The sequence below is a fragment of the Pseudomonas sp. s4 genome, assembly GCF_046764235.1.
Classification (GTDB): Bacteria; Pseudomonadota; Gammaproteobacteria; order Pseudomonadales; family Pseudomonadaceae; genus Aquipseudomonas; species Aquipseudomonas asiatica.
On record NZ_CP177209.1, the window covers coordinates 3,961,529 to 3,984,915 of the forward strand.

At 58.4% G+C, this 23,387-nt stretch carries 29 protein-coding genes, 1 tRNA gene and 2 pseudogenes; 19 read left to right on the forward strand and 13 right to left on the reverse strand.

Annotated features, from left to right (window positions below):
* Positions 1 to 21: 21 nt before the first annotated feature.
* Positions 22 to 258 (forward strand): hypothetical protein, encoded by a 237-nt coding sequence (locus ACK56M_RS18380; protein ID WP_013973199.1) that lies wholly within the window; start codon positions 22 to 24, stop codon positions 256 to 258.
* 317 nt (positions 259 to 575) lie between these two features.
* Here the strand turns inward: ACK56M_RS18380 and ACK56M_RS18385 are convergent, their stop codons facing one another.
* Positions 576 to 1,790, reverse strand: a complete 1,215-nt coding sequence (locus ACK56M_RS18385) for an aldose 1-epimerase family protein (RefSeq protein WP_264209573.1) — start codon at positions 1,788 to 1,790, stop codon at positions 576 to 578.
* A gap of 217 nt (positions 1,791 to 2,007) precedes the next feature.
* Between ACK56M_RS18385 and ACK56M_RS18390 the strand changes: the two genes are divergently transcribed.
* From ACK56M_RS18390 to tnpC, 6 genes are all read left to right on the forward strand, one after another.
* Complete coding sequence (locus ACK56M_RS18390; protein WP_054572100.1) at positions 2,008 to 2,901, forward strand: LysR substrate-binding domain-containing protein; 894 nt, start codon at positions 2,008 to 2,010, stop codon at positions 2,899 to 2,901.
* Between the two features lie 98 nt (positions 2,902 to 2,999).
* The gene (locus tag ACK56M_RS18395; protein ID WP_015270889.1) at positions 3,000 to 3,704 is read left to right on the forward strand and encodes an SDR family oxidoreductase; all 705 of its coding nucleotides are present in this window, start codon (positions 3,000 to 3,002) and stop codon (positions 3,702 to 3,704) included.
* Positions 3,705 to 3,759: 55 nt separating this feature from the next.
* Positions 3,760 to 4,254 (forward strand): pyridoxamine 5'-phosphate oxidase family protein, encoded by a 495-nt coding sequence (locus ACK56M_RS18400; RefSeq protein WP_411958889.1) that lies wholly within the window; start codon positions 3,760 to 3,762, stop codon positions 4,252 to 4,254.
* Between the two features lie 37 nt (positions 4,255 to 4,291).
* Positions 4,292 to 4,624, forward strand: coding sequence for an IS66-like element accessory protein TnpA (gene tnpA / locus ACK56M_RS18405; protein ID WP_009684096.1), 333 nt, complete (start codon positions 4,292 to 4,294; stop codon positions 4,622 to 4,624).
* Complete coding sequence (tnpB, locus tag ACK56M_RS18410; RefSeq protein ID WP_009684097.1) at positions 4,621 to 4,956, forward strand: IS66 family insertion sequence element accessory protein TnpB; 336 nt, start codon at positions 4,621 to 4,623, stop codon at positions 4,954 to 4,956. The genes tnpA and tnpB overlap by 4 nt, the downstream gene beginning before the upstream one ends.
* A 61-nt stretch (positions 4,957 to 5,017) precedes the next feature.
* Positions 5,018 to 6,553, forward strand: coding sequence for an IS66 family transposase (gene tnpC, locus ACK56M_RS18415; RefSeq protein WP_009684098.1), 1,536 nt, complete (start codon positions 5,018 to 5,020; stop codon positions 6,551 to 6,553).
* Between the two features lie 33 nt (positions 6,554 to 6,586).
* Here the strand turns inward: tnpC and ACK56M_RS18420 are convergent, their stop codons facing one another.
* The 3 genes from ACK56M_RS18420 to ACK56M_RS18430 all read right to left on the reverse strand — a co-directional run bounded on the left by ACK56M_RS18420 (position 6,587) and on the right by ACK56M_RS18430 (position 9,563).
* Positions 6,587 to 7,120, reverse strand: a complete 534-nt coding sequence (locus tag ACK56M_RS18420; RefSeq protein WP_009684099.1) for an NUDIX hydrolase — start codon at positions 7,118 to 7,120, stop codon at positions 6,587 to 6,589.
* A gap of 92 nt (positions 7,121 to 7,212) precedes the next feature.
* Positions 7,213 to 8,064, reverse strand: a complete 852-nt coding sequence (locus ACK56M_RS18425; protein ID WP_012316922.1) for a universal stress protein — start codon at positions 8,062 to 8,064, stop codon at positions 7,213 to 7,215.
* Between the two features lie 11 nt (positions 8,065 to 8,075).
* Complete coding sequence (locus ACK56M_RS18430) at positions 8,076 to 9,563, reverse strand: SulP family inorganic anion transporter (protein ID WP_009684101.1); 1,488 nt, start codon at positions 9,561 to 9,563, stop codon at positions 8,076 to 8,078.
* A 596-nt stretch (positions 9,564 to 10,159) separates the two neighbouring features.
* Between ACK56M_RS18430 and ACK56M_RS18435 the strand changes: the two genes are divergently transcribed.
* The 3 genes and pseudogenes from ACK56M_RS18435 to ACK56M_RS18445 all read left to right on the forward strand — a co-directional run bounded on the left by ACK56M_RS18435 (position 10,160) and on the right by ACK56M_RS18445 (position 11,890).
* A complete protein-coding gene (locus ACK56M_RS18435) occupies positions 10,160 to 10,450 on the forward strand; it encodes a DUF1330 domain-containing protein (RefSeq protein ID WP_015270891.1) in 291 nt (96 codons plus the stop codon).
* 721 nt (positions 10,451 to 11,171) lie between these two features.
* A pseudogene (locus ACK56M_RS18440) lies at positions 11,172 to 11,466 on the forward strand (hypothetical protein).
* Between the two features lie 202 nt (positions 11,467 to 11,668).
* Positions 11,669 to 11,890 carry a hypothetical protein gene (locus ACK56M_RS18445; protein WP_015270895.1) on the forward strand — a complete coding sequence of 74 codons (222 nt, stop codon included), beginning with the start codon at positions 11,669 to 11,671 and terminating at the stop codon, positions 11,888 to 11,890.
* A 458-nt stretch (positions 11,891 to 12,348) separates the two neighbouring features.
* Here the strand turns inward: ACK56M_RS18445 and ACK56M_RS18450 are convergent, their stop codons facing one another.
* Both ACK56M_RS18450 and ACK56M_RS18455 read right to left on the reverse strand, forming a co-directional pair.
* A complete protein-coding gene (locus ACK56M_RS18450) occupies positions 12,349 to 12,573 on the reverse strand; it encodes a hypothetical protein (protein ID WP_080604889.1) in 225 nt (74 codons plus the stop codon).
* 52 nt (positions 12,574 to 12,625) lie between these two features.
* The gene (locus ACK56M_RS18455) at positions 12,626 to 12,811 is read right to left on the reverse strand and encodes a hypothetical protein (protein ID WP_015270896.1); all 186 of its coding nucleotides are present in this window, start codon (positions 12,809 to 12,811) and stop codon (positions 12,626 to 12,628) included.
* A gap of 348 nt (positions 12,812 to 13,159) precedes the next feature.
* Between ACK56M_RS18455 and ACK56M_RS18460 the strand changes: the two are divergent.
* A pseudogene (locus ACK56M_RS18460) lies at positions 13,160 to 13,600 on the forward strand (Rad52/Rad22 family DNA repair protein); the annotation flags it as partial.
* A 283-nt stretch (positions 13,601 to 13,883) separates the two neighbouring features.
* On the opposite strand, the gene ACK56M_RS18465 reads toward ACK56M_RS18460, so the two are convergent.
* The 3 genes from ACK56M_RS18465 to ACK56M_RS18475 all read right to left on the reverse strand — a co-directional run bounded on the left by ACK56M_RS18465 (position 13,884) and on the right by ACK56M_RS18475 (position 15,426).
* Entirely contained in the window at positions 13,884 to 14,567 is a 684-nt protein-coding gene (locus ACK56M_RS18465) for an SLATT domain-containing protein (RefSeq protein WP_015270898.1), read from the reverse strand.
* 235 nt (positions 14,568 to 14,802) lie between these two features.
* Entirely contained in the window at positions 14,803 to 15,099 is a 297-nt protein-coding gene (locus ACK56M_RS18470; protein ID WP_043935719.1) for a hypothetical protein, read from the reverse strand.
* 114 nt (positions 15,100 to 15,213) lie between these two features.
* The gene (locus ACK56M_RS18475; protein WP_043935721.1) at positions 15,214 to 15,426 is read right to left on the reverse strand and encodes a hypothetical protein; all 213 of its coding nucleotides are present in this window, start codon (positions 15,424 to 15,426) and stop codon (positions 15,214 to 15,216) included.
* Positions 15,427 to 15,825: 399 nt separating this feature from the next.
* On the opposite strand from ACK56M_RS18475, the gene ACK56M_RS18480 reads away from it, so the two are divergent.
* Positions 15,826 to 16,092: a hypothetical protein gene (locus ACK56M_RS18480; protein ID WP_015270900.1), complete on the forward strand. Its 267-nt coding sequence runs from the start codon at positions 15,826 to 15,828 to the stop codon at positions 16,090 to 16,092.
* A 92-nt stretch (positions 16,093 to 16,184) separates the two neighbouring features.
* Here ACK56M_RS18480 and ACK56M_RS18485 read toward each other — a convergent pair.
* A tRNA-Cys gene (locus tag ACK56M_RS18485) sits at positions 16,185 to 16,258 on the reverse strand.
* A gap of 154 nt (positions 16,259 to 16,412) precedes the next feature.
* Complete coding sequence (gene sohB, locus ACK56M_RS18490; RefSeq protein ID WP_015270902.1) at positions 16,413 to 17,432, reverse strand: protease SohB; 1,020 nt, start codon at positions 17,430 to 17,432, stop codon at positions 16,413 to 16,415.
* Between the two features lie 197 nt (positions 17,433 to 17,629).
* On the opposite strand from sohB, the gene ACK56M_RS18495 reads away from it, so the two are divergent.
* From ACK56M_RS18495 to ACK56M_RS18510, 4 genes are all read left to right on the forward strand, one after another.
* Complete coding sequence (locus ACK56M_RS18495; RefSeq protein WP_264209574.1) at positions 17,630 to 18,340, forward strand: histidine phosphatase family protein; 711 nt, start codon at positions 17,630 to 17,632, stop codon at positions 18,338 to 18,340.
* Positions 18,341 to 18,396: 56 nt separating this feature from the next.
* Positions 18,397 to 18,714 (forward strand): SCP2 sterol-binding domain-containing protein, encoded by a 318-nt coding sequence (locus tag ACK56M_RS18500; RefSeq protein WP_003257405.1) that lies wholly within the window; start codon positions 18,397 to 18,399, stop codon positions 18,712 to 18,714.
* Positions 18,715 to 18,960: 246 nt separating this feature from the next.
* Complete coding sequence (locus ACK56M_RS18505; RefSeq protein ID WP_406833687.1) at positions 18,961 to 20,028, forward strand: phosphotransferase family protein; 1,068 nt, start codon at positions 18,961 to 18,963, stop codon at positions 20,026 to 20,028.
* A 36-nt stretch (positions 20,029 to 20,064) separates the two neighbouring features.
* Positions 20,065 to 20,832 carry an SDR family oxidoreductase gene (locus tag ACK56M_RS18510; RefSeq protein ID WP_253139255.1) on the forward strand — a complete coding sequence of 256 codons (768 nt, stop codon included), beginning with the start codon at positions 20,065 to 20,067 and terminating at the stop codon, positions 20,830 to 20,832.
* Here the strand turns inward: ACK56M_RS18510 and ACK56M_RS18515 are convergent, their stop codons facing one another.
* Positions 20,833 to 21,654: a class I SAM-dependent methyltransferase gene (locus ACK56M_RS18515; RefSeq protein WP_264209576.1), complete on the reverse strand. Its 822-nt coding sequence runs from the start codon at positions 21,652 to 21,654 to the stop codon at positions 20,833 to 20,835. It abuts the gene before it with no gap.
* A 176-nt stretch (positions 21,655 to 21,830) separates the two neighbouring features.
* Complete coding sequence (locus tag ACK56M_RS18520; RefSeq protein WP_100412882.1) at positions 21,831 to 22,181, reverse strand: hypothetical protein; 351 nt, start codon at positions 22,179 to 22,181, stop codon at positions 21,831 to 21,833.
* A gap of 114 nt (positions 22,182 to 22,295) precedes the next feature.
* On the opposite strand from ACK56M_RS18520, the gene ACK56M_RS18525 reads away from it, so the two are divergent.
* The 3 genes from ACK56M_RS18525 (at position 22,296) to ACK56M_RS18535 (ending at position 23,365) form a co-directional block, all read left to right on the forward strand.
* On the forward strand, positions 22,296 to 22,586 hold the full coding sequence (locus tag ACK56M_RS18525) for an RcnB family protein (protein ID WP_100412883.1): 291 nt from the start codon (positions 22,296 to 22,298) through the stop codon (positions 22,584 to 22,586).
* 129 nt (positions 22,587 to 22,715) lie between these two features.
* Positions 22,716 to 22,907 carry a hypothetical protein gene (locus ACK56M_RS18530; protein WP_003257401.1) on the forward strand — a complete coding sequence of 64 codons (192 nt, stop codon included), beginning with the start codon at positions 22,716 to 22,718 and terminating at the stop codon, positions 22,905 to 22,907.
* Between the two features lie 74 nt (positions 22,908 to 22,981).
* Positions 22,982 to 23,365 carry a glycine zipper domain-containing protein gene (locus tag ACK56M_RS18535; protein WP_013973215.1) on the forward strand — a complete coding sequence of 128 codons (384 nt, stop codon included), beginning with the start codon at positions 22,982 to 22,984 and terminating at the stop codon, positions 23,363 to 23,365.
* Positions 23,366 to 23,387 lie beyond the last annotated feature (22 nt).

Genomic DNA, 23,387 nt, shown 5'->3' on the forward strand with positions numbered 1-23,387 from the left:
CTAGCACATCGGAGTGAACGTATGGGCATCCGCAGCTTGGCGAAAAACCTGCCACCCGACCCGGACAATGACGGCTGGGTACTTGGATGGGGCGTACTGAGAGACCGGCATCCCTGGCATTTCGTCGATGTGTTTGCCGACCAGAGGACCGCCAGGGCCGAGGCGGTGCGCCGCGGGGCAGGCTATGTTGTGGAGTTCGGCTCGCACCGCCTGGGATCGGATGAATTCGTTTGTGGGATATCCCCGCCTGAAGGCTAGCGTTTGAATGGGCGGAGCGGCGGGCGATGGATCCTAGGGCCGTAGTCGACAGACAGCTATCGACCCATAGCGGAAATCTGTAACCAGGGCCGCTTCGCGGCCCATCGCCGGCAAGCGCGACTCCCACAGGTACAGCGCATGCCTGACGGCTGGTGATATTCCTGTGGGAGCCAGCTTGCCGGCGATGAGGCCGGTACTGACTACAGAGCTTTGGATCAGTGTCCGCCGTGGGTCGAAAGCAGCCTTTCAGCAAAGGTATGAACCCAACAACTTGATAGATCTGACTAGTCGACAGGGCCGACATGCCCTGGTCGGCGTTACCCCTTGGTCAGATCAACCAATGGCGTCTGCCGCACCTCGGTTTCGCGCCCACCTTGTATCTCGCCAACCTGCTTCAAGGCCTTGTCCACTGCCACCTTGTCCGCCAACAAGCTGTAGCTGATGTGGAACTGCCTGTGTTCCTTCGGCCCGATTGTCGGCACCAGGTTCAGTGGCCGCTGGTAACGGCGGTTGTAGGAAAAACTCGTCCCCGGCTCGAGCCCGGTCACATAACCCTGGCCTTGTGTATCGGTATTTTTCCACAGGGAGAATACAGGCAGTGTCCGCGTATTGAAGCCGACCGAAACGCCCAGATTGCCAGCCTTGTCATGCAACACGGTCAACGTATTGCCCTGGTCATCGGCATACGGCACCACGTTGTAAACCGTTTCGTCATAGTCCTTGGTCGGCGCTCGGTAGGTTTGCCAGTCGGGCAGATCTGCCCTTGCCTTGTCGTTGAATGGCGACACTTGCTTCACTGGCGCGGCAAAACGAGCGCCCTGCTCCAGAAACGGGGTGCTGAAGTTACTGTGATAAAGCGCCTGGTATTCCTTCGGATAGTCACCGTTGTTGGTCAAGGTGTCGTTGAGGGCGAACTTCACGCTGCCGGGTTCGGTGACCAGTTCGGTCACGACGGAGAAGTCGACTTTCTTGAATGCCTGCTCTTTCATTACACCACGCAAGGTAATGGCGTAAGGGGGCTTCTCATCAATGTGCAGGGTGACTTGGTTCGCAGGAGTGTTGGCAGCCCGACCGTGCAGGGTCAGCAGTTCGCCGTTGTCGACGCCAGGGTGGCCGACCCATTCGTAACCGCAGCGGGTGACCAGTTCATTGAAACCTTCCAGCCAGCCCAGGCCATTGCGCCCGTTGAGGTCGATGAAGGACGGGTTGACCACTTCCTTGACCGGCGAATCCCAGCCCATGCGCACATTGCCGACCGACGCCTGCAAGACGTTCATTCCACGGGTCGGCACGACCGAAAGTTTCATCGTACCGTTATCGATGTCGACGATGCTGACACCCTCTTGCCGACCGCCGTGCAAGGTGCGCAAGGTAACGCTGAAGGGCTTGTCGGTTTTTACGCCAAGTTGCTGGCTGGTGATCTGCCAGTTCTGGGCGGCTTTGTCGGTGTCGAGCAGAACGTAATCCCAGGCCAGGGTGTTGGAAGCCGCAGTCAGGGCGCCAAGCGCAACGAAGAGTTTGAGGAGGGGCATGGCAGGTTGCCTTTCTTGGAGTTGTTCCCTTTTATAGACTCGAAGAAACGTTTCAGCAAGCTAGCCAAGCGATGCTTTCGATTGGCACGGGTTTCTTTAGCTATTTTCGGGGAGTAGCCTCGGCACAGTGAATCTTTCGAGCCCGATCAGGTTATCAACCTTGTGAAGGCATCAGAGAAACAGAAAAACTGCACAACTCGATAGAATTTTCATTGCCATGCCAGACGGTTTCCCTGATTTGCCCTCACTGAACGCGTTGCGTGTTTTTGAAGTGGTGGCTCGCCGCTTGAACTTCCGTGTGGCTGCCGAGGAACTGGGTGTGACCCAGGCGGCAGTTGCCCAGCAGATACGCGGGCTGGAAGCGAGCCTGGATCTGCGTTTGTTTGAACGCCTACCCCGCGGTTTGGCGTTGACTGATGCAGGCCTGGGCTATAGCGGGAGCATTCGAAGTGCACTGGCCATGATCGACGAGGCAACACGCCTGCTTCGGCCACAGACTTCTCACCTGACAGTCAGCGTTACACCTACCTTCGCCTCAAAATGGCTGATTCCCAGGCTCGGCAATTTTGCGCAGAGTCATCCAGACATCGATTTGCGTGTGCTGGCAACCGATCGGCTGTCGCACTTCAGCACCGATGGTGTGGATATCGCTGTCCGTTATGGCAAGCCCGAGTTCGGAGCGGGCTTGAATAGCGAACTGCTGATGGAGCAGCTAATCGTTGCGGTGGCCAGCCCAAAGCTGTTCGAAGGCAGCGAAATACCTGCAAGCTTTGCGCAATTGCAGGATTTCGTCATGTTGCACGATGCCCATAATTTCTGGCCTCAGTTCCTTGCAGAGCTGTTCCCACAACACATGCAGCCCACAGCCAGAAACCTGCGTTTCAATCAGACCTCATTGGCCATTGAAGCGGCAATCAGCGGTCAGGGCATTGCCCTGGCCAGCCCTGCGTTCGTCGGTGATGACATTGCCGCAGGCCGGCTGATGCAGGTTTTTACCCAGCAACTCAGGATCGACAAGTCGTTTTATCTGGTCTGGCCACGCAAGATGAAACAGCCGGACTCGTTGAGCGTGGTCCAACGCTGGCTCAAGCAACAAGCTGCCGATAGTTAATCTATCGTAATAGTGAAGTTTAGCTGTCTCCCTCACCAATGGGGCTGCTGCTAAGGTGAATGCACCTGAAAAATCAGCATTGGGAGATTGGAGGCAGCATGTCAGTAGAAAAAGTTGCGATTATCACGGCAGGTGGCAGCGGCATGGGCGCCGCAGCAGCGCGACGCCTGGCCGCCGAAGGCTTCAAGGTTGGGGTTCTTTCCTCTTCGGGCAAGGGCGAGGCGTTGGCTGCCGAGCTCGGCGGTATTGGTGTAACCGGTAGCAACCAGTCGGTTGAAGACCTGCAACGCCTGGTCGATGCTGTCGTGGAGAAGTGGGGCCGTATCGATGTGCTGGTCAATAGCGCCGGCCATGGTCCGCGCGCGCCAATCCTGGAAATCAGCGACGAGGATTGGCACAAGGGCATGGATACTTACCTGCTCAATGTCATTCGCCCGACTCGCCTGGTGACGCCTTACATGCAGCGTCAGAAGAGCGGAGTGATCATCAACATCTCCACTGCCTGGGCGTTCGAACCCAGCGAGCTGTTCCCGACTTCTGCTGTATTCCGCTCGGGCCTTGCCGCGTTCACCAAGATCTTCGCCGACAATTTCGCCGGCGATAATGTGCGCATCAACAACGTCCTCCCGGGCTGGATCGACAGCTTGCCGAGCACCGAGCAACGCCGCGACAGCGTGCCGCTCAAGCGCTACGGCACCAGCGAAGAAATCGCTGCGACCATTGCGTTCCTTGCTAGCGAAGGCGCGGCCTACATCACTGGGCAGAACATCAGGGTCGATGGCGGCGTAACACGCAGCATTTGATCGTCCGTGGCCGCAGCATTGCTGCGGCCCTCGTTTCATGGAGCCTGGTTTTTTCATGCTGGACGATCTGTTTCAGAGCATATGGGCGCAACTGGCGATCCCGGTCGGCCCGGTGCGCAACCCTTATCGGCTCATGCAACTGTCCACCCTGGACGAGCAAGGATGGCCCGTCTCCAGGACAGTTGTACTGCGAGATGCCGATGCCCGTGCAGGCGCGCTGTACTTTTACGCGGACAGGCGCTCGGCAAAATGCACGCAGATTGCCGTTGATCCACGCGTTGCACTAACGGCACTGAGCCCTTGCGGCCTGACCCAGGTGCGCATGGAGGGGCTTGCCACCCTGATCGAGGACATCGAGTATCGACGACGCTGCTGGTCGGCGGCGCGTGACAAGACACAGGCATTGTTCCGTCATGGCGCTGTGCCGGGGCAGGTGATTGAAAGCCCTGAAGTCGCCTACGAACGCATCCAGGGCGGTTTCGAGGTAACCGTCCGGCCAACTCACCTTCCTGACCCCGACGCCAAAGGCGATGGTGTCCACCTAATTTAAGTGGACACCATTTCTAGCCTTTTAAGCGGGTCTTTCCATGCAGTCACAACGCCGTTCCTATTCAAAATCCTTCAAGGCCCAAGTTGTCCAAGAGTGCGCCCAGCCCGGCGCATCGATTGCCAGCGTCGCGCAGAAGCACAGCCTTAACGCGAACCTCGTACATAAATGGATTAGGGTACTCACGAACAAAACTATGGCGCTGCAACCTGCTTTCATTCCAGTGCCCTTGCCGCTAGCCGGAGGACATTCGCAGGCAGCTTCATCAAGTATCTGCATTGAAATCCAGCACCCGCGTGGCACCGTCAAAGTGAACTGGCCGACCGAAAGCGCTGTCGCCTGTGCCACCTTTCTGCGAGACCTGTTGGAATGATTCGGATCGATGCCATCTGGCTTGCCACCGAGCCTATGGACATGCGCGCCGGTACCGAGACCGCGCTGGCCAGGGTGATCGCGGTGTTCGGTGTGGCGAAGCCGCACTGCGCATACCTCTTCGCTAATCGCCGTGCCAACCGAATGAAAGTCTTGGTGCATGACGGTGTGGGCATTTGGCTGGCAGCGCGACGATTGAACCAAGGCAAGTTTCATTGGCCCGGCATCCGTCACGGATCGGAAGTCGAACTCGATAACGAGCAACTTCAAGCCTTGGTACTGGGTTTGCCGTGGCAGCGGGTCGGCGCAGGCAGCGCGATCACAGTGCTTTAGCCCCTGCCATTAGCCCATCGGTTTATCGCTGTTGACGACCTGCTCTGACACAATCAGCGGCATGACTTCCTCGCCCAATCTCGACCAGATGACACCGGAACAGCTGCGCGGCTTGGCCGAACAGGCTATGCAGTTGCTGTCCCAGGTCGACTCCATGAGCCAGAAAATCCAACGCCTCGAAACGGTCAACGAGCAACTGGCTCATGAAATCGCCATCCTCAAGCGACACAAGTTCGCCAAGCGCAGCGAGCAACTGAGCCCCGACCAAGGCAGTCTGCTTGATGATCTGCTCGATACCGATATCGCAGCTATCGAAGCCGAGCTGAAGGCAGCCAATCCGCCGGCCGCACCGGCCGAGCCACGTCATAAGCCCAAGCGTGCACCACTGCCGCCGCAGTTTCCGCGAACCGTGATCCGTCACGAACCAGAGAATACTCAGTGCGTGTGCGGCTGCCAGCTTCAGCGAATCGGCGAAGACGTCAGCGAGAAGCTCGATTACACTCCGGGCGTGTTCACAGTTGAGCGGCATGTGCGTGGAAAATGGACGTGCCGTCAGTGTGAAACACTGATCCAGGCGCCTGTACCGGCCCAAGTGATCGACAAGGGCATCCCGACCGCAGGCCTTTTGGCCCACGTGATGGTGGCGAAGTTCGCCGACCATTTACCGCTGTACCGGCAGGAGAAGATTTTTGGTCGGGCCGGACTGCCCATCGCCCGTTCGACACTGGCGCAATGGATCGGACAGACCGGTGTGCAGCTCCAGCCTCTGGTCGATGCGCTGCGTGAGCATGTGTTGGCCCAGGGCGTGATCCACGCCGATGAGACCCCGGTTCAGATGCTCGCACCAGGCGAAAAGAAAACCCACCGCGCTTACGTGTGGGCCTATAGCACCACGCCTTTCTCGGCCCTAAAGGCCGTGGTCTACGACTTCAGCCCCAGCCGTGCCGGCGAACATGCGCGTAACTTCCTGGGCACGTGGAACGGTAAGCTGGTCTGCGATGACTTCGCCGGCTACAAGGCCAGCTTCGAGCTGGGCATCACCGAAATCGGCTGCATGGCCCATGCACGCCGCAAATTCTTCGACCTGCATGCAGCCAATAAAAGCCAGTTGGCGGAGCAGGCGCTTCACTCGATTGGCGGGTTGTATGAAGTCGAGCGACACGCCAAGGAAATGAGCGACGAAGCCCGCTGGCGATTACGTCAGGAAACAGCGGTGCCCATCGCTGAAAAACTGCATGAGTGGATGTTGGCCCAACGCGAACTTGTGCCCGAGGGTTCGGCCACGGCCAAGGCCCTGGATTACAGCCTTAAACGCTGGGTAGCGCTGACGCGCTACCTGGAAGATGGTGCTGTGCCCATCGACAATAACCAGATCGAGAATTTGATCCGGCCGTGGGCGCTTGGGCGCTCGAACTGGTTATTTGCCGGGTCGCTGCGCAGTGGAAAAAGGGCGGCGGCAATCATGAGCCTGATCCAGTCGGCGCGTATGAATGGGCACGATCCGTATGCCTATCTCAAGGATGTACTGATGCGGCTTCCGACACAGCGGGCGAGCGAAATCACGCAATTACTCCCGCAGCATTGGATGCTTGCCTGAGGCAGGCTAAGTGGACTTCGCCAAATAGTCAGCTCAAAGGCTGATTGGCATCAACAATTCGGAAGCGACTTTTCTCAGCATGTAGGTTTCGCGCAGAATTGACTGCCCCATCGAAGACTCGTGACGCTGCATGACGGCTTCATTGTGTGCGATGGCTTCATGCAGGTTGATCCAGACAGGCCGCATACCATTAGCGATTTCGTGGCTTTCCATTCTCACCGGCTCTAGCTGGGGCGCTACTTCGCATTGATAAAAATGCGAGGTCATGTGCATCAGATCGTACTGTGGCTTTTGGTAGGGCCGGTACTCCTCGATGTAACCGTAGTGCTGGAGCACCTGTATTTCACGAGCACCAGTCTCTTCCTCAAGCTCACGCTTCAGGCCTGCGACAATGTCCTCGTCACCATCAAGGCCGCCTCCAGGAAAGCTGAAATCGTTATAGCGCTCGGTGAACAGCAACAGGATCTGTTCACCCCGCATCACGATGCCGCGAGCTGCATGTCGACGGAATACTCTGCCCTGCTTGGATTTCAGCTCGGGGTGAACAATTTCAGTTATGAGTTGCATGTGGTCTCGTAGCGGCAAGATCAGTTAGTCATCGTCCAGGGTGGCCACGGTATTTCCTCAGTTCTGGAAATACTGTGGCCAGTGGAACTGGCTCAGCGAAGCAGCAATAAGGGTACAGTGGATGTACGCAGCATCGTCGTGGTCGTGCTGCCTATCAGAAACTGCCTGATGCGTGAGTGCCCGTACGCCCCCATGACCAAGAGGTCAATGCCGTGCTCTGCCTGATACGCATGCAGTGTGGACTCTACTTCGCCTGGGCGGATCTCGGAATGCACCAGCGAGCCGGAAGACGCAAGCGTGGTTCGTGCCTTCTCCAGCGCGTTCTGGTTGTCTTCAGAATCCGTTCCAACCATGACGATATGAATTGGCAGGCCTTCGCACAGCGGGCTTGAAGCAAGCATCTGTAAGGTCTTGTGGCCTGTTGCGCTGCCGTCAAATGCCACCATGACCGTTTCAGGTTTCCTGAAATGGCTGGTTGTAATCAGGGTGGGGCGGTGGATAGTTCGGACTATCGCTTCAATCTGGCTGCCAAGACTTTGGGCACTGCGCGTGCTGTCCTCACCGACTCTTCCAATCACCAGTAACCGAATATCGTCTTGGAGATCGCTCAGGCTCTCGACGAGATGGCCATGGCGCTGCTTCATATCAGGTGACATGGCGCCAGAGTGAACTGTTCGCTCGCGAGCTTTTTCAAGCATGTGCTGCCCATGCTCCAACGCCAGTTTTGCCCGCTGCGCATCCAGCATGGCCAACTCTTCCAGCAGATGTTCTCTGCTACCGAGACCGATATTGCCGCTGAGGTCAGCGGATGCAGGATATTTCTCCTTATCCAGCACATGAAGCAAGGTCAGGGGAGCGCTGAGTCGTTGCGAGGCCCATGCTGCGTAATCGCAGACCGCCAATGAGGATTGTGAGTTATCAATGCATGCCATTACGCGGGTCATTGTCGTTCTCCTTAGTGGCTCATGAGCTTGTCGATGGCACCGGGTTTGTCATGCACGCCGAAGCGGTCAACGATTGTCGCGCTGGCTTCATTGAGACCGAGCACTTCAACCTCAGCGCCTTCGCGTCGGAACTTGATCACGACCTTATCCAGCGCTGCGACGGCGGTGATATCCCAGAAATGCGCCTGTGTGAGATCGATGGTGACCTTGTTGAGCGCCTCCTTGAAGTCAAAAACCTCAGTGAACTTGTCCGCAGAGCTAAAGAACACCTGGCCCACGACGCGGTAAGTCCGATGCGATTTCGTCTCTTCAAGAGTGCTCTTGATATCCAGGTAGTGCCCGACCTTGTTTGCGAAGAACAGGGAGGCCAGCAGCACACCTACCAGTACGCCGTAAGCCAGATTGTGAGTGGCCACGACGACCACGACGGTCGCCACCATGACGAGGTTGGTCGACAGCGGATGCTCTTTCAGATTACGCAAGGAATCCCAGCTAAAGGTGCCGATGGACACCATGATCATCACAGCCACGAGTGCCGCCATAGGGATTTTGGAGAGCCACTCGCCAAGAAATACCACCATCAGCAGCAGGAAAACGCCGGCACACAATGTCGAGAGACGGGTGCGGCCACCAGATTTCACGTTGATGATCGACTGGCCGATCATGGCGCAACCTGCCATGCCGCCAAGCATGCCGGCAGCGATGTTGGCCACACCCTGGCCTTTGCACTCGCGGTTTTTGTTGCTGGTGGTGTCGGTAAGGTCGTCGACGATGGTCGCGGTCATCATTGATTCGAGTAGACCCACTACTGCCAACGCAGCCGAGTACGGGAAAATGATGCGCAGGGTTTCAAAATTCAGCGGAACTTCAGGCCAGAGGAAGATCGGGAGCGTATCAGGCAGTTGGCCCATGTCACCGACGGTGCGGATATCCAAACCGAGGTAAATGGCGATGGCAGTCAGCGTCAGAATGCACACCAATGGAGAGGGAATCACCTTGCCGATTTTCGGTACATACGGGAACAGGTAGATGATTCCCAGGCCCGCAGCGGTCATGGCATAGACATGCCAGGTGACATTGGTCAGCTCAGGCAATTGCGCCATAAAAATCAGAATCGCTAATGCGTTTACGAAGCCGGTGACTACCGAGCGTGAAACAAAGCGCATCAACGAGCCGAGCTTCAGGTAGCCGGCAAGGATTTGAAGTACGCCACATAGTAGCGTCGCGGCCAGCAGGTACTGGAGTCCATGCTCTTTTACCAGCGTAACCATCAGCAGTGCCATGGCGCCTGTCGCCGCCGAGATCATTCCGGGGCGCCCGCCGACAAAGGCGATGACAGCACAGATACAGAAGGAGGCGTAGAGACCGACTTTGGGATCTACCCCGGCGATGATGGAAAAGGCGATGGCTTCCGGGATCAGCGCGAGTGCGACCACCAGCCCCGCGAGCACGTCGGCACGGACGTTGGAAAACCACGTTTGTCTAAGTTTTTGCAGCATATAAATATCCAAGGCAAAGCATCGCGCACGCCAAGGGAGTGGCGAGCGAATCGATACAAATTCAAATTTTGAGGATTTTTTGCTGTGTGCTTAAGGTGTAAAACCAGGCGTACAGCAGTGAGCACCCGCGAGCGAGGCTAGCGGAAGCAGGTTGTTGCGAGGGGGCGTAGCGCTAAGGCGGCGTAGGCTGCCAGTAGATCGTTTGGAGTACAGTCATGCTGATGTTCCTGTAGCTCAAGGGGTATGCGGAGCCGAAGTATACAATGAAGCCATCGTCGATTGCGACCCGCTGGCAGGCTCTGCATGACCTACGTCAGATACAGGCTTATTCAATGGGTATACCTGCGGGCAAGGCTTTGTTTTCCACCCGTTCTTGTCCGAGCTGGTCTGTGTGCTGAGGGGTGAGTTGGCCAGACGGTTACGTTTCGAGCACTTCGCAATCCTATGCATCGAGCCGCGAGCGCTGGAGTGGCTGGATCTCACACGACCCGTTCAGCAACGGGCGCGCTTCCTGCGCCATGAAGGATTGTGGCAATCCTGCTGGCTGGCTCCCTGAGGCAGGCTTCTCGTACAGAACATGCAAACAGGAGTAATTGATGAAAGGTTACTGGATCATTCTGGGGACTGCTGTTACCGACACGCAGGCGCAGCAGGAATATGGCCGGTTGTGGGCGCCAATCGCCGAGCATTATGGCGCCAGGCTCAAGGCTCTCGATTCGACAGCGCTGGTCGAGTCGCATACCAGCACACGGGCGCTGGCGGTCGAGTTCGACAGTTATGCCCAGGCCCAGGCGTGCTATGCCGATCCCGCCTATTCGCAAGCAAAGGCGATGGCATTACGCGCCTATCGTCGTGAGTTGCTTATCGTTGAGGGGGATTTAGGCTGATCAAGGGTTCGCTGATACGGATGCCATGGGACGATAGCGTCCGGCATTGTTCCTCTCCTCCAGCGCAATACTGAACAGATCTGCCAAAAGAAAAGGCACCCGCAGGTGCCCTCTCAATACCGTTTACGGAATGAATCGAGTGCCACAAGCGTGGCACATCCAAGTGCGGCGCCACTCTTCCAATTTGTCGTACTGTGCGACGTTGAATTTCCAGTGGCGAACGAATCCAATTACACCGACGGTGATAAATATCGCGCCTATGAAGAACCTTGACCAATCAACGCCCCAGAAGGTGTTCATAAGCTTGAGGCCATCGTACAAGATGATTGCACCAACCCCCGTAAGGATGACCGGGCCAAGCAAGCGCTTACCTGGAGGTGGACCGACGCTTGCCGCCAAATTGGTCTGATGCCGACCTGAAGTTTCAACGGTCACGCTTGGTCCGAATCCGGATTGGGACTGCGCTTGGTGGGTTGCTTGTATGTGAGAAGTGCCAGCAGCATGGATGATAGACAGAAGCTGGACGTTTTGACCTTGGCATTGCGGGCAGCAGATTGCGTTATTGCTCACCACGTATTCATTCCTTTGAGGGGTGAAAGGCGAGCATTCTAAGGCAATTGCATACATCAGCGCACTACGCGACTTTATCCGAGCGCTATTCACGACTTACCCCGCCCACAAACAAACCTACCATCCACCCCATCTGTGTAGGAGGACCGCCATGGGCGCACTTCGAGCAGCACAATGGCAGTACGACAACCAGTTGCCGCCTCCGGTGAGCGAGAGCGCGGCTGAGGAAGCTGAGGCGCGCTGGTTCGACGATGGCATCGCGGATGCTGTTGGCGCGCCGTAACGTAGTCTTCCAGCGCAACTTCCACCAGCGTGGCGTGACCTACGAGCGCTTCGCCCAAGCGGTGGATGAGTTCGCGATGGGCCAGCTTGAAGAGATAGCTCGGCAGCTACGCACTCCTTTTGCCAAGGAAGCGGTGCTGGCCCAGGCCGAGGACGCGGAATGAATCCCCACAGCGTGGCGGTGAGCGCCATCGAGGCAGCAATCGAGACGATGCTTCTACCGGGTCTGGCCCGGTGGAGGATGCGAAGGCGGAGACGATGGTCGTCGCCTACTTCTCCATCCTCGATCCTCGTCATCGACTCCAACGAGTTCAAACATTACTGCGAGCGCATTCGGCGTATTGCCGTTCGGCGCAAGGAGGCTGCATGACAACGCCACTGATCACCACGCTCATTGATGAGCAGGTCGCTGAACTGCCCGAGAGTCAGGCAATGCCCGGCGACCGGGTGCTGATGTTGTTCAAGGGTCCAACCTTCGCGGCCGCGATGCACCAGGCCGAACTGGCCAGTATCGAAAATCCGCAGGCCTGGAACTGCCGGGCCTGCATCTGCGGAGAGTCGACCTTGGGCTACGAGGTTCGGGTGTGAACTCCTACCAGCGGGCCCGCCACTTGGTCATTTGGCGCGAAATCAACACCCAAAGAGCCCGGCACCGGGCCAGGCTTTTACATTTAGGCCCATCTACAGCTGAACGTTATTCCAATGGGCGCTTGTGATAACTATAACGCTCTGCATGGGATACCCTCGATGGGTCCGGCGGGCCCTGCTTCTGCCCTCTTCGAAAGGGAGGGCTGTCGAAATTGTCGTCACAGTTCTCTTGGAAAGCGCTCTCACTCTGATCGACTGATCTCTGTAGCCGCCCCTCATTATCGGCTGGCTGACTGACCTGTCTGTCACTATCTACGCCATACCTATCTCTGGACATACACACCTCTCAATGCTCAGAAGTCCTGAGCTATTTGAGTATGCGCTTCCCACTCTTCCAGAAGAGATAAAGCGGACCACTGGGACAGGGCTTGGGCTGAGTTGGCATCCAGATCGTATGCTCAATCCAGCTCACTCATACGCCTGTCGCCTGTTTCTTTCATTTTGAAAAGGAGGGTGAAACTGCCGGTAAGGCTTTGCCGTAGCTCTTGGGGCATTGCGAAGGAAAAATGGATGAGCCACGAACCATCTTTCAATCGAAATGTATCACCCCGGTAAAGAGCTACATCCGCCTCGCTCACTCCAATCCGCACGGCAATATCTGAATCACTTGGCGCATCAAACAAGGTTGTGCCCTCACGTTCACCATGGAGCGAGCAAGCAGTGCATCTGGGCGCGCTATCGTTTGTGAATCGGCTTGGCCGTGTGAGGGTTCGTCCAAACGACCTTCGGCTTGCTCGCTAGCACGCCGCTGACTCCAGAAGGAACGCTTTCAATTTGGCCTCCCTGCTTGATGAACAAGTCAGTCTGTTCATTCAAGCGCTCATGGGCACGCTGCGTCTCTGGGGATATGGCCTGGTGCATAAAAGCTACCTCTTAAGTGAGAAGCCGCAGAAAACGGCTACGCAGTCACTATACAGGGAATTTGAAGCACCCGTGGGAATTAGAGCAAGATACTGAAAAATGCCGACATAATAAACGCAAAATCCTGCAAGTTTTGTTTAGAAATCCGTAAACCAAACCATCCGCCGCCGCTATAGCGCAGCATCTGCAAGCATTTATCGCCGCTTTTCTTCGCGTCCCGGTGAGGCGCAAATGCCCGCCATAGCGCACAACCATAGCCGACGCACAGGCCGCTTGGCCTACATCAGGGCTTGACCTGGCATTTCCCCTATTTCAACTGACGGCGCCGGCCTGGCGCGAGGTTTTCCAATGCCCACAACCAACATGCGCATCTGGGAGCAGGTGCAGACCACCGATACCCGCTGCACCAAGAACGCCGAGGTCGGCGGCCAGAAGATCACCAACCTGAACGGCACCGCGATGGTCATGAAGGCGACCGAAATGTTCGGCCCGGTCGGTATCGGTTGGGGCTGGAAGGTGCTTGAGGAGCGATTCGACGACGGTCACGAGGTGTTTTCCGGCGAAGGCGACAAGCGAATCTGCTTGGGCCGGGAGATCGGCCACACCGTCAAAATCCAGCTCTGGTTCATGCAGGACGGCCAGCGCGGCGAGGTCGAGCAGTACGGGTGCACCCGGCACCAGTACAAGACCAAGTACGGCATGACCTCTGATGGTGAGGCGCCGAAGAAGTCGTTGACCGACGCCATCAAGAAAGCCCTGTCCATGCTGGGCTTCAGCGCCGATGCGTATGCCCATCCTACGTCGCCGGCGTCATCAAGGTGGACGTGGCAGCTTTCTGGGCCGAGCAACCTTTTGACCTTGGCATGGACTCGGACTACGGCAACTGCGACCTTTGCTGGAAGAAGAACGAGGCCAAGCTGATTAGGACCATCCAGGAAGATCCTTCCCGGGTGATCTGGTGGTCCGGCACCGAAGAACGGTTCGGCCAGGTGTTCAGACAGGACCGCCCTAATTACCGGTCGCTTGCCTGGTCAGCGGACCAACGCGCCAGGCAGACGGATTTTGATTTCGACTACTTAGCCGAAGACATCGACTGCTTCTGTGGGGACTGAAGTGTCGCTACAGACTCACCAGTTGCAGGCCCAAATCCAACCCAGACCCAATAAAGAGCAAGAACCAAAACAGCAGCAACCATGGGGTAGGTTGCGAAATTCAAGACGTAAGAGCCCCAAACCTTTGCCGACATCGTAAATTTCTGCCACCCATCCATAGGGTAGTCCTCAGGCATTTCAAGCTTTGCCCGGAGGTAATCGCCTCGAAAATCGTTGTTCGAGTGGGTCTCGTAAAGCTTCAGGACGTCGTGGTACCCCTTCCAGCTCTCGTCATATTTCTTCTGGTCGAAGGTACCTGCAGTTTTATGTGGGTGAGCCTCCTGCTTCAGCTCGCCTAGCTTAGAGGCGTAGGAATACATCTTCTCTGACCTGTTGGAAAAGTCGTTCTTCTCGATCAGCAGCGAATACACAAGCACCGCGATCGATGCAAAAACCTGAAGAAGGACTACCTCCTTCCTTTTGATATTTGCGCCTAGATCGTAGGCCTGCATTAGAGATACCAGGATCAGAACCAGAGACAGGATGACGACCGTATAGGTCGAAAGCTTCGCATGCAGGCGCAGGCGCCGAGAGGCATGAAACCTAGTTTTCGACGTGGCATCCATCTTCTTGTACAGATTCTTAAAGCTATCAGTTCCCGACATTGCGCGTCCTCCGTGCGACAGGCGCGCATCTTATAATTGAGGCTTTCCCAGCCCACAGAAAACCGATCCAGCAACACCGACCCACGCGATGTGCTCATCAGGCTCAACCCGCTAGGCCTGAGCGAGCAAGAACTGCGCAAGGACAGTAATGGCTTCGAAGACCAGCGCACCCACAGCGACTACCTGCTGTTCCTGGCTGGCTACCGCGAAACGCACCAGCAACCCCTCTCCCCTATCACGAGCAGGCTACCTGGTCGGATTTTGGGAGAGTTTCTGTGGCAATGCGGCGAGCCCGTCCGACGCCCCAGGCTAAAGCCCTGGTCATTGATTCACCGGGACGGGAATCGAACGCCTCCTCGTGAAGGGCCATGCCCGTCGAGGCATAGACTCCAATGAACATTTGCGTGTTACCTGCGCGCGACAGTCGCACCTGGACATCTATGTGCGTTCCATCGCCAAGGGTCTCGTCATGAGTGCGGTGGTGAAGCGAAGGATCAGCCCATTGCCAGAAAACTTCACCGCGTATCCTCATGTCGATCTCCTACGACTTTAGTTGTATGCGATAGGTGAACGTTCACAATAGCGAACACGAAGCGGTTATCAACCGCAGCGGGAGATACTGAAAACTGAATCGGACAAGCGGCGATCAGCCTTCGTCCGGCGGCTCAGGCAGGTGCATCGTTGCAGCAAAAGCCATCCATTCTTCAAAAATGCGTCGGTGCTGGTCGCAATCCGATCGCCAGCTGGAGGAGGACGTCACACCATACACAACCTGACTCATCGTTTGAGCCGTGTAGGTATCGAGCTTTCGAAGCAGTTCGTACGCATGAAACTGTTGATCCTTGCTAATAGAGCTCATGTGATCCACCGCTGATGAGGAGCGAAGCACTCCTCGTGACCGGTGGACACCCCGCCACAGATTAAAGTCACCAGAACTTAAACTTTTTTCGCCAACTGCCGCGATATGGCGGCCAAGGACGAAGTCATGCCTGAAGACAGCAACCGGCTTGGCCGGACCACTTCCGCTATATCGACGAGATTAGCCCTGACGGGATAAGCGCCGGTTTGCGTACCCGGATAAAGCGAAGGCCCTTCATTCCTACAAAGTGAGGAAGCGGCACCAGCTCGGACATGCCCAGCTCGCCATGGAGCGTGCCAAGACTGATCTGGAAGATCTCAATGGCGTGGACGCGATTGCAGACGAGCGACTGTGCTCGGGTGGCGACTTCATCAAAGAACTGAACTGGGATGACTATTAATGACCCGCCTCGCCCTCTGCCTCCTGCTGCTGGCCACCGGCGCCAGCGCAGGCGAATTGCCCAAAGGTGTTGACGTCTTCCACGACGACGAGCGCGGCGCAACCTGCTGGACCTTCGGTTTCGACTGGCGCGACGGCATAAGTTGCATCCCCGACAGCCAGCTGCAGGCCGGCAACCAGTTCCAGCTTTCCCCGCACGAAACCCAACCCGAACCTACACCCGCTCTGGCGCCTGGGCGCTGGATTGATGAGAGGTATCAGCCGTGAGCCCCAGGATTGTCCCAAATGGCCGGGGTCAACAAAATCCGCAGGCATTAAAAAAGCCCCGCAACCTCAATGGTTGCGGGGCTTTCGAATGGTGGAGGCCGAGGTCGGAATCGAACCGGCGTAGACGGATTTGCAATCCGGAGCATAACCACTTTGCTACTCGGCCTCAAAGGTCGGATCTAGCAGCTTGCGCTTCGCTATCTCCTTGAAACACTGAACCTTTTTCAAAGTTTGCTGCGTTTCGATGGGCGCCATTATGTCTTCATTCCTTTAACCTTGCAACCCCCTGAACGAAAAAAAATTTCAACGGGTTCAAGGTGTTAGCGCAGGCGGCCGAGTTTACTCCACAAGCCCACCACTGTGTTCTCCACGGTGCCACTGGCAGCCATGCCGATTCGCTCCTGCAGGCTCTTGCGTTCGGCGTAGTGCAGGTGGAACAGGTTGGCGTTGCGCGCGCGTTCGCTGAGGTACTCGTCGCTGGTCTGCAACTCGTCCACCAGCTTGCGGTTGAGTGCCGCGACGCCCAGCCAGACTTCGCCGGTGGCCACTTCGTCGATGTGCAGCTGCGGGCGATAGCGGGAAACGAAGTCCTTGAACAGCTGGTGGGTGATGTCCAGGTCTTCCTGGAACTTCTCCCGGCCTTTCTCGGTGTTCTCGCCGAACACGGTCAGGGTGCGCTTGTATTCACCGGCGGTAAGCACTTCGAAATCGATGTCGTGCTTCTTCAGCAGGCGGTTGACGTTGGGCAGCTGCGCCACCACGCCAATGGAACCCAGTACGGCGAACGGTGCGCTGACGATCTTCTCGCCAATGCAGGCCATCATGTACCCGCCACTGGCGGCTACCTTGTCGATGCACACGGTCAACGGGATGCCGGCCTGGCGAATGCGCGCCAGCTGCGATGCGGCCAGGCCATAGCTGTGCACCAGGCCACCACCGCTTTCAAGGCGTAGCACCACCTCGTCGCGCGGGGTGGCGAGGGTGAGCAGCGCGGTGATTTCGTTGCGCAGGCTTTCGGTGGCAGAAGCTTTGATGTCGCCATCGAAATCCAGCACGAAGACCCGGCCCTTTTCCTCGGCCTTGCCCTTCTTCTGCCGCTTTTCCGCCTTGGCCTGCTGCTTGCGTAGGGCCTTGAGCTGGGCCTTGTCGAGCAGGCCGGATTCCAGGCGCTCGCGCAGGTCCTTGTAGAACTCGTTCAGGCGGGTGACCTGCAATTGCCCACCCGATTTGCGCCGCCCCTTGCCGCGCAGCCCGGCGATGGCCGACAGCACTATCAGGATGGCGATGACCAGGGTGGCGGTTTTGGCGAGAAAGCTTGCGTATTCAGCAAGAAACTCCACGTTGACTCCTTAAAGACTTGCGCCACTACGGCGCGTAACTGTAGCAAGCATACCGTTGCGCCTGAGGTGCTGCCAGCCGTGGCAAACGCTGGCAACACCTTTCAAACAACCTTTTCAAACGCTTGTATGTTTTTTCGTTGACAGCCCGTGTGCCGCATCCTAACCTCGCAGCAACCTCCAACAGGCCGGAACCTTTCGTGGGCAACCTCTACCTGATCCGACATGGCCAAGCCTCCTTCGGCGCCGATGACTACGATGTCCTCTCGCCCGTGGGCGTGCGCCAGAGCCAGGCTCTGGGTGAGCACCTGGCCCAGCTCGGTGTAAGGCTGGACCGCTGCGTGGCAGGCGACCTGCGCCGCCAGCAGGATACCGCGCGCCTAGCCCTGGATGCATTGCACGCCAATGGCTGCCCGGTGCCGGCTGTTGAGACCGATACAGCATTCAATGAGTTCGATGCCGATGGTGTGATCCGCGCCTTGTTGCCCCGGCTGCTGCCTCAGGAGCCCGACGCCCTGCACATCCTGCGCAATGGCGCGCAGCACCGCAGCGAGTTCCAGCGCCTGTTCGCACTGATGGTGCAGCGCTGGCACGATGGCGAACATGCCGACGATGACCTGGAGACCTGGCAGGCGTTCACCGCCCGCGTGCAAGGCGGCCTGCAGCGCGTACTGGATGCTGCCGGTAGCGGCGACAATATCGCCATCTTCACCTCGGGCGGTACCATTGCCGCCCTGCTCCACCTGGTTACCCGTATTACCCCCGGACAGGCGTTCGCGCTGAACTGGCAGATCATCAACACGTCGCTCAGCCAGCTGAAGTTCCGCGGCCGCGACGTGGCACTGGCTTCCTTCAACAGCCAGGCCCATGTGCAGCTGTTGAGGGCGCCGGAGCTTGTCACCTATCGATGAGCCCGGCTTGTTGTGTCCCTGCGGGGACGTGTAAATCACTCTATAAGGAATGCGCCATGACCTCCGTAGCTGATGCCGTCAAAAAGATGCAAGAGAAGTTCAACCCATCCGCTGCCGCCGGCCTGGACCTGGTGTTCGGCTTCAACATCACCGACGAAGACAAGCACTACGCGCTGATCGTCAAGGACGGCACCTGCGACCTGCAGGAAGGCGAAAACCCGGATGCCAACTGCACCCTGGTGATGGATAGCGAAACCCTGAAGGGTATCGTCAGCGGCGAAACCGACGGCATGCAGGCATTCATGGGCGGCAAGCTGCGCGTTGAAGGCGACATGATGCTGTCGATGAAGCTCAGCGAGCTGTTCCCGTCCTGAGGGTTGGAAATAGCGGATGATCGAAAAACCGAAGCCTGACCGGCTTCGGTTTTTTTTTGCCCGTGCCCAACAGCCCGCACAAGGCCGCCTGGCTTGTGGGCACTTCCACAAAAACAAGTGAGCGCTATCAAGGCAGTTGATCAAACAGCAACACCCTCACCTATATGGCATCTGGCACGCTTGTCCCATCCCCGGCGGACCATTAGATTAGCCAATAGTCCTTGCGATCGAGAATAAGGAAAACGCATGACGCTCACCGACCAGTCCACCCAGGTACGCCCCGGCGAAGAACTCGACGCGGCTGTCATCGACCCTTACCTCAAAGCCAACATCCCCGGCCTGGATGGCCTGCCGAGCATCAGCCAGTTCCCTGGCGGCGCCTCCAACCTTACCTACCTGGTCAGCTACCCGGGCCGCGACTTCGTGCTGCGCCGTCCACCGTTCGGGCAGAAGGCCAAGTCGGCCCACGACATGGGCCGCGAGTTTCGCATCCTCAACCAGCTCAACAGCGGCTTCCCCTACTGCCCCAAGGCCTATGTGCACTGCACCGACAGCAGCCTGATCGGCGGAGAGTTCTATGTGATGGAGCGGGTCAAGGGCGTTATCCTGCGCTCGGACATCCCGGCCGAACTGTGCCTCGACGCCAACCGCACCGAGGCCCTGTGCAAGAGCTTCATCGACCGCCTGGTGGAACTGCACCAGGTGGACTACAACGCCTGCGGCCTGGCCGACCTGGGCAAACCGGAAGGCTATGTGCAGCGCCAGATCGAGGGCTGGACCAGCCGCTATGAAAAGGCCCTGACCCCTGACGCCCCGCGCTGGGAACAGGTGACCGCCTGGCTGCATGAGAAAATGCCCGCCGACCACCCGCGGCCCGGCATCGTGCACAACGACTACCGTTTCGACAACGTGATCCTCGATGCCGACAACCCCATGCGCATCATCGGTGTGCTGGACTGGGAAATGGCCACCCTGGGCGACCCGCTGATGGACCTGGGCAACAGCCTGGCCTACTGGATCGAGGCCGATGACCCTGCGCCGGTGCAGCTGATGCGTCGCCAGCCGAGCAACGCACCGGGCATGCTCACCCGCCGCCAGTTCGTCGATTACTACGCCGAGCGCGCCGGTATCCGCCTGGACAACTTCGATTACTACTATTGCTATGGCCTGTTCCGCCTGGCCGGCATCGTCCAGCAGATCTACTACCGCTATTACCACGGCCAGACCCAGGACAAGCGCTTTGCCCAGTTCATCCACATGAACCGCTTGCTGGAGCAGATGACCTTGCAGGTCATCGCCAAGTCCAGCCTCTGAGCCCCGACCTCGACGACGGATAACAAGGAAAACAGCATGTCCAAGACCCACCTGTTCGACCTCGACGGCAAGATTGCCTTCGTTTCCGGCGCCAGCCGTGGTATCGGCGAGGCCATCGCCCACCTGTTGGCCCAGCAAGGTGCCCATGTGATCGTGTCCAGCCGCAAGCTCGACGGTTGCCAGCAGGTGGCTGACGCCATCATCGCCGCCGGTGGCAAGGCAACGGCGGTAGCCTGCCACATCGGTGAACTGGAGCAGATCCAGCAGGTGTTTGCCAGCATCCGCGAACAATTCGGGCGGCTGGACATCCTGGTCAACAATGCCGCTACCAACCCGCAGTTCTGCAACGTGCTGGATACCGACCCGGGTGCTTTCCAGAAGACCGTGGACGTGAACATCCGGGGCTACTTCTTCATGTCGGTCGAGGCCGGCAAGCTGATGCGCGAGCATGGTGGCGGCAGCATCATCAACGTGGCGTCTATCAACGGGGTTTCACCCGGCCTGTTCCAGGGCATCTACTCGGTGACCAAGGCGGCAGTCATCAACATGACCAAGGTCTTCGCCAAGGAGTGCGCGCAGTTCGGGATCCGCTGCAACGCCCTGCTGCCAGGCCTGACCGACACCAAGTTCGCCTCGGCACTGGTGAAGAACGACGCCATCCTCAACGCCGCGCTGCAGCAGATCCCGCTCAAGCGCGTGGCCGACCCCAAGGAAATGGCCGGTGCCGTGTTGTACCTGGCCAGCGATGCCTCCAGCTACACCACCGGTACCGCACTCAATGTCGACGGTGGCTACCTGTCCTGATCAGGCTTTTACTGCAACCAGGGTGTAGCTCAGGGGCAGGCGTGCGGGCTGCTCGCGCAGGCGATATTCACCGTCGTCGCCCTTGACCATCTGCCCCGGCAGCGCCTCCCAGGGGATGCTCTGGTGCTCGACCAGGGCGGTCAGTTGCAGGCCGTGGGCCAGCAAGGCGCTGATCACCTCGCCCAGGCCGTGGTTCCACTCGTGGGTTTCGGTGTGGGAAAGGCGCTGCTCGGTTTCGACGTAGGTTTGGTCGTTGTGCCACACCGTCGGCTCTTCGTGTTCGAAATACGGGTATTCGAGTTGCAGGCGGTCCTGGTGGTCTTCGTTGACTGCCATCAGCATCGGGTGCCCGTCGCGCAGGAACAACCGACCACCCGGCTTCAGCAGGGCCGCGACAGTACGCGCCCACGGCTCGATGCGAGGCAGCCAGCAGAGCGCGCCGATGCCGGTGTAGACCAGGTCGAACGTGCCGGCCGGCAACACCTTGTCGGCGGCGTAGACGTCGGACTCGACATACGCGATGGGTGCCGCACAGCGCTGGGCCAACGCACGCGCCTCGGCCAGCGAAGCCGCGGAATAGTCCAGGCCACAGACCTTGGCACCAAGGCGCGCCAGCGAGAGGGTATCGGTACCGATGTGGCACTGCAGGTGGACGGCGTTGAGCCCGTCGATATTGCCAAGCAATGGCAGGTCGAAGCGTACGGTTTCGGAAAGGTACTCGGGATGCTGGACGAGCCGTTCGACTTCGTAGTCGTTGGAAGCAGCGTGCAGCGGGGCACGTTCGTCCCAGCTGGCGCGGTTGAGTTGCAGTGAGCGGTCCATGGTGTCTTCCTTGATTCGTGGGGGCTCATGCTAGCCCCCACCAATCTCCCTGCGACAGGACTGCCTTGCTAAAAATTGTAAAGCTGGCGCGGTCACTGTGGGAGCGGGCGCGCCCGCTCCCACCCGACCCCACAGAGCCCCTGCCAAGTCAACCAGCCATGTGAAGTCGCCAGCCGTTACAGGCAGGTCGCCGCCGCCGCCCGGCGCTGCAGGGCCACACCGTCGTTCTTCTGCGCGTAGTAATCCACCCGCGCCCCACCCATCTGCGGGTACACGTCCACGAACGCCTCGGCCTCACGGGTATACACGGTGAAGCCACCTTGCTTGCGTGGTTCCAGATAACCACTGGCGTCGTCGCCGAATACCTTCTCTTCCTGCCAGCTGAACTGGATGCACTGGGCCACCAGCTCTGGCGCCTTGTGCGAGTCGAGCTGCGCGGTCGGCTTGCCGCCTCGGGCCGTTTCCATGGTCGCAGAAGCACAACCGACCAGCATCAACGCCGCGGCCATCGGCAGAATCGCACGCATGTTCCATCCTCAGGATAAAAAAGAAGGCGACTCTAGCACTGGCAAGCATCGCGAGTGAATTGTCGCGCTCAGGTGGCTGTCGCAGATAAGGCATTCCGTCACAAGGAGATAACCATGAAACTGCACCACCTGCTGTTCGCCGTCCTTGCCAGCCTGCCCCTGGCTGCCACCGCAGCCCCCTCCAACGAAGAAAGCGTCACCACACCAGAAACCCACAACCGAGAGCTCAAGGTCGGCGACAAGGCACCCGACCAGTACAAACGCGATGACCAGGCTATCAAGGACTGGAAAGCCAAGGGCCTGCCAGCACCGGAAAAGGAAAGCCACTGGGTAAACATGGGTGGGCGCTACGTGCTGGTGCAGATCACCAACGGTGTGGTGCTGGCGATCCAGCCAGCCCGCTGATTCAACACTCTTCACTCCCGCCGCTCTCGCTGGCACGACAATTTTTTGCCTGCCAGCGAAACCAAATGGATCCTTTCCAGTCTCAGGAGGTGTGCCGTAAACCATTGCGGATCAAGGACCTATATCGTGATGACCCGTCTTGCAAGCCTTTCGCTGATTGCTGTTGTCCTGCTGACTGCCGGGTGCCATAGCCATCGCTACCATGACGACGACGATGGCTGGCGTGACCGTGACCGTGACCATCGCCACCACCATCGGCATGACCGCGACGACGATGATGATGACTATCGTCGATATCGTGGTGACCGCTACTACCGCTGAAACGTCTTTTTCAACCCTGGCCCGCCGCCCATTGCGCGGCACCTTAACCTGATGATTCCTTTGAGGTTCGTATCATGCGTCTGACTCTGCCTTCCCTTGCCCTCGGCCTGCTGCTGTGCCAGGGCGCTTTCGCCGGTGACGGTACCGCCGCCATTGGCGGTGGCCTGGGTGGTGTTCTGGGTAACGTTGTCGGTCAACAGATCGGCGGCAAAACGGGGGCGGCCATCGGCGCCGGCCTCGGCGGCGCAGCCGGCAGTGCGGTAGGTGCACGCAAGGGCAACCGTACCGAAGCCGCCATTGGCGGTGGCCTGGGCTCGGCGGGCGGTTCGCTGCTGGGCGGCGCGGTGGGCGGCAAGACCGGCTCCACCGTGGGTGCCGGCCTGGGTGGTGCGGCCGGTGGTGCCATCGGCAACCACCTGGGCGACAACAACGGCAAGCACCACCGTCACCGTCACTGATTCCAGTGACAAAGGGGCCGCA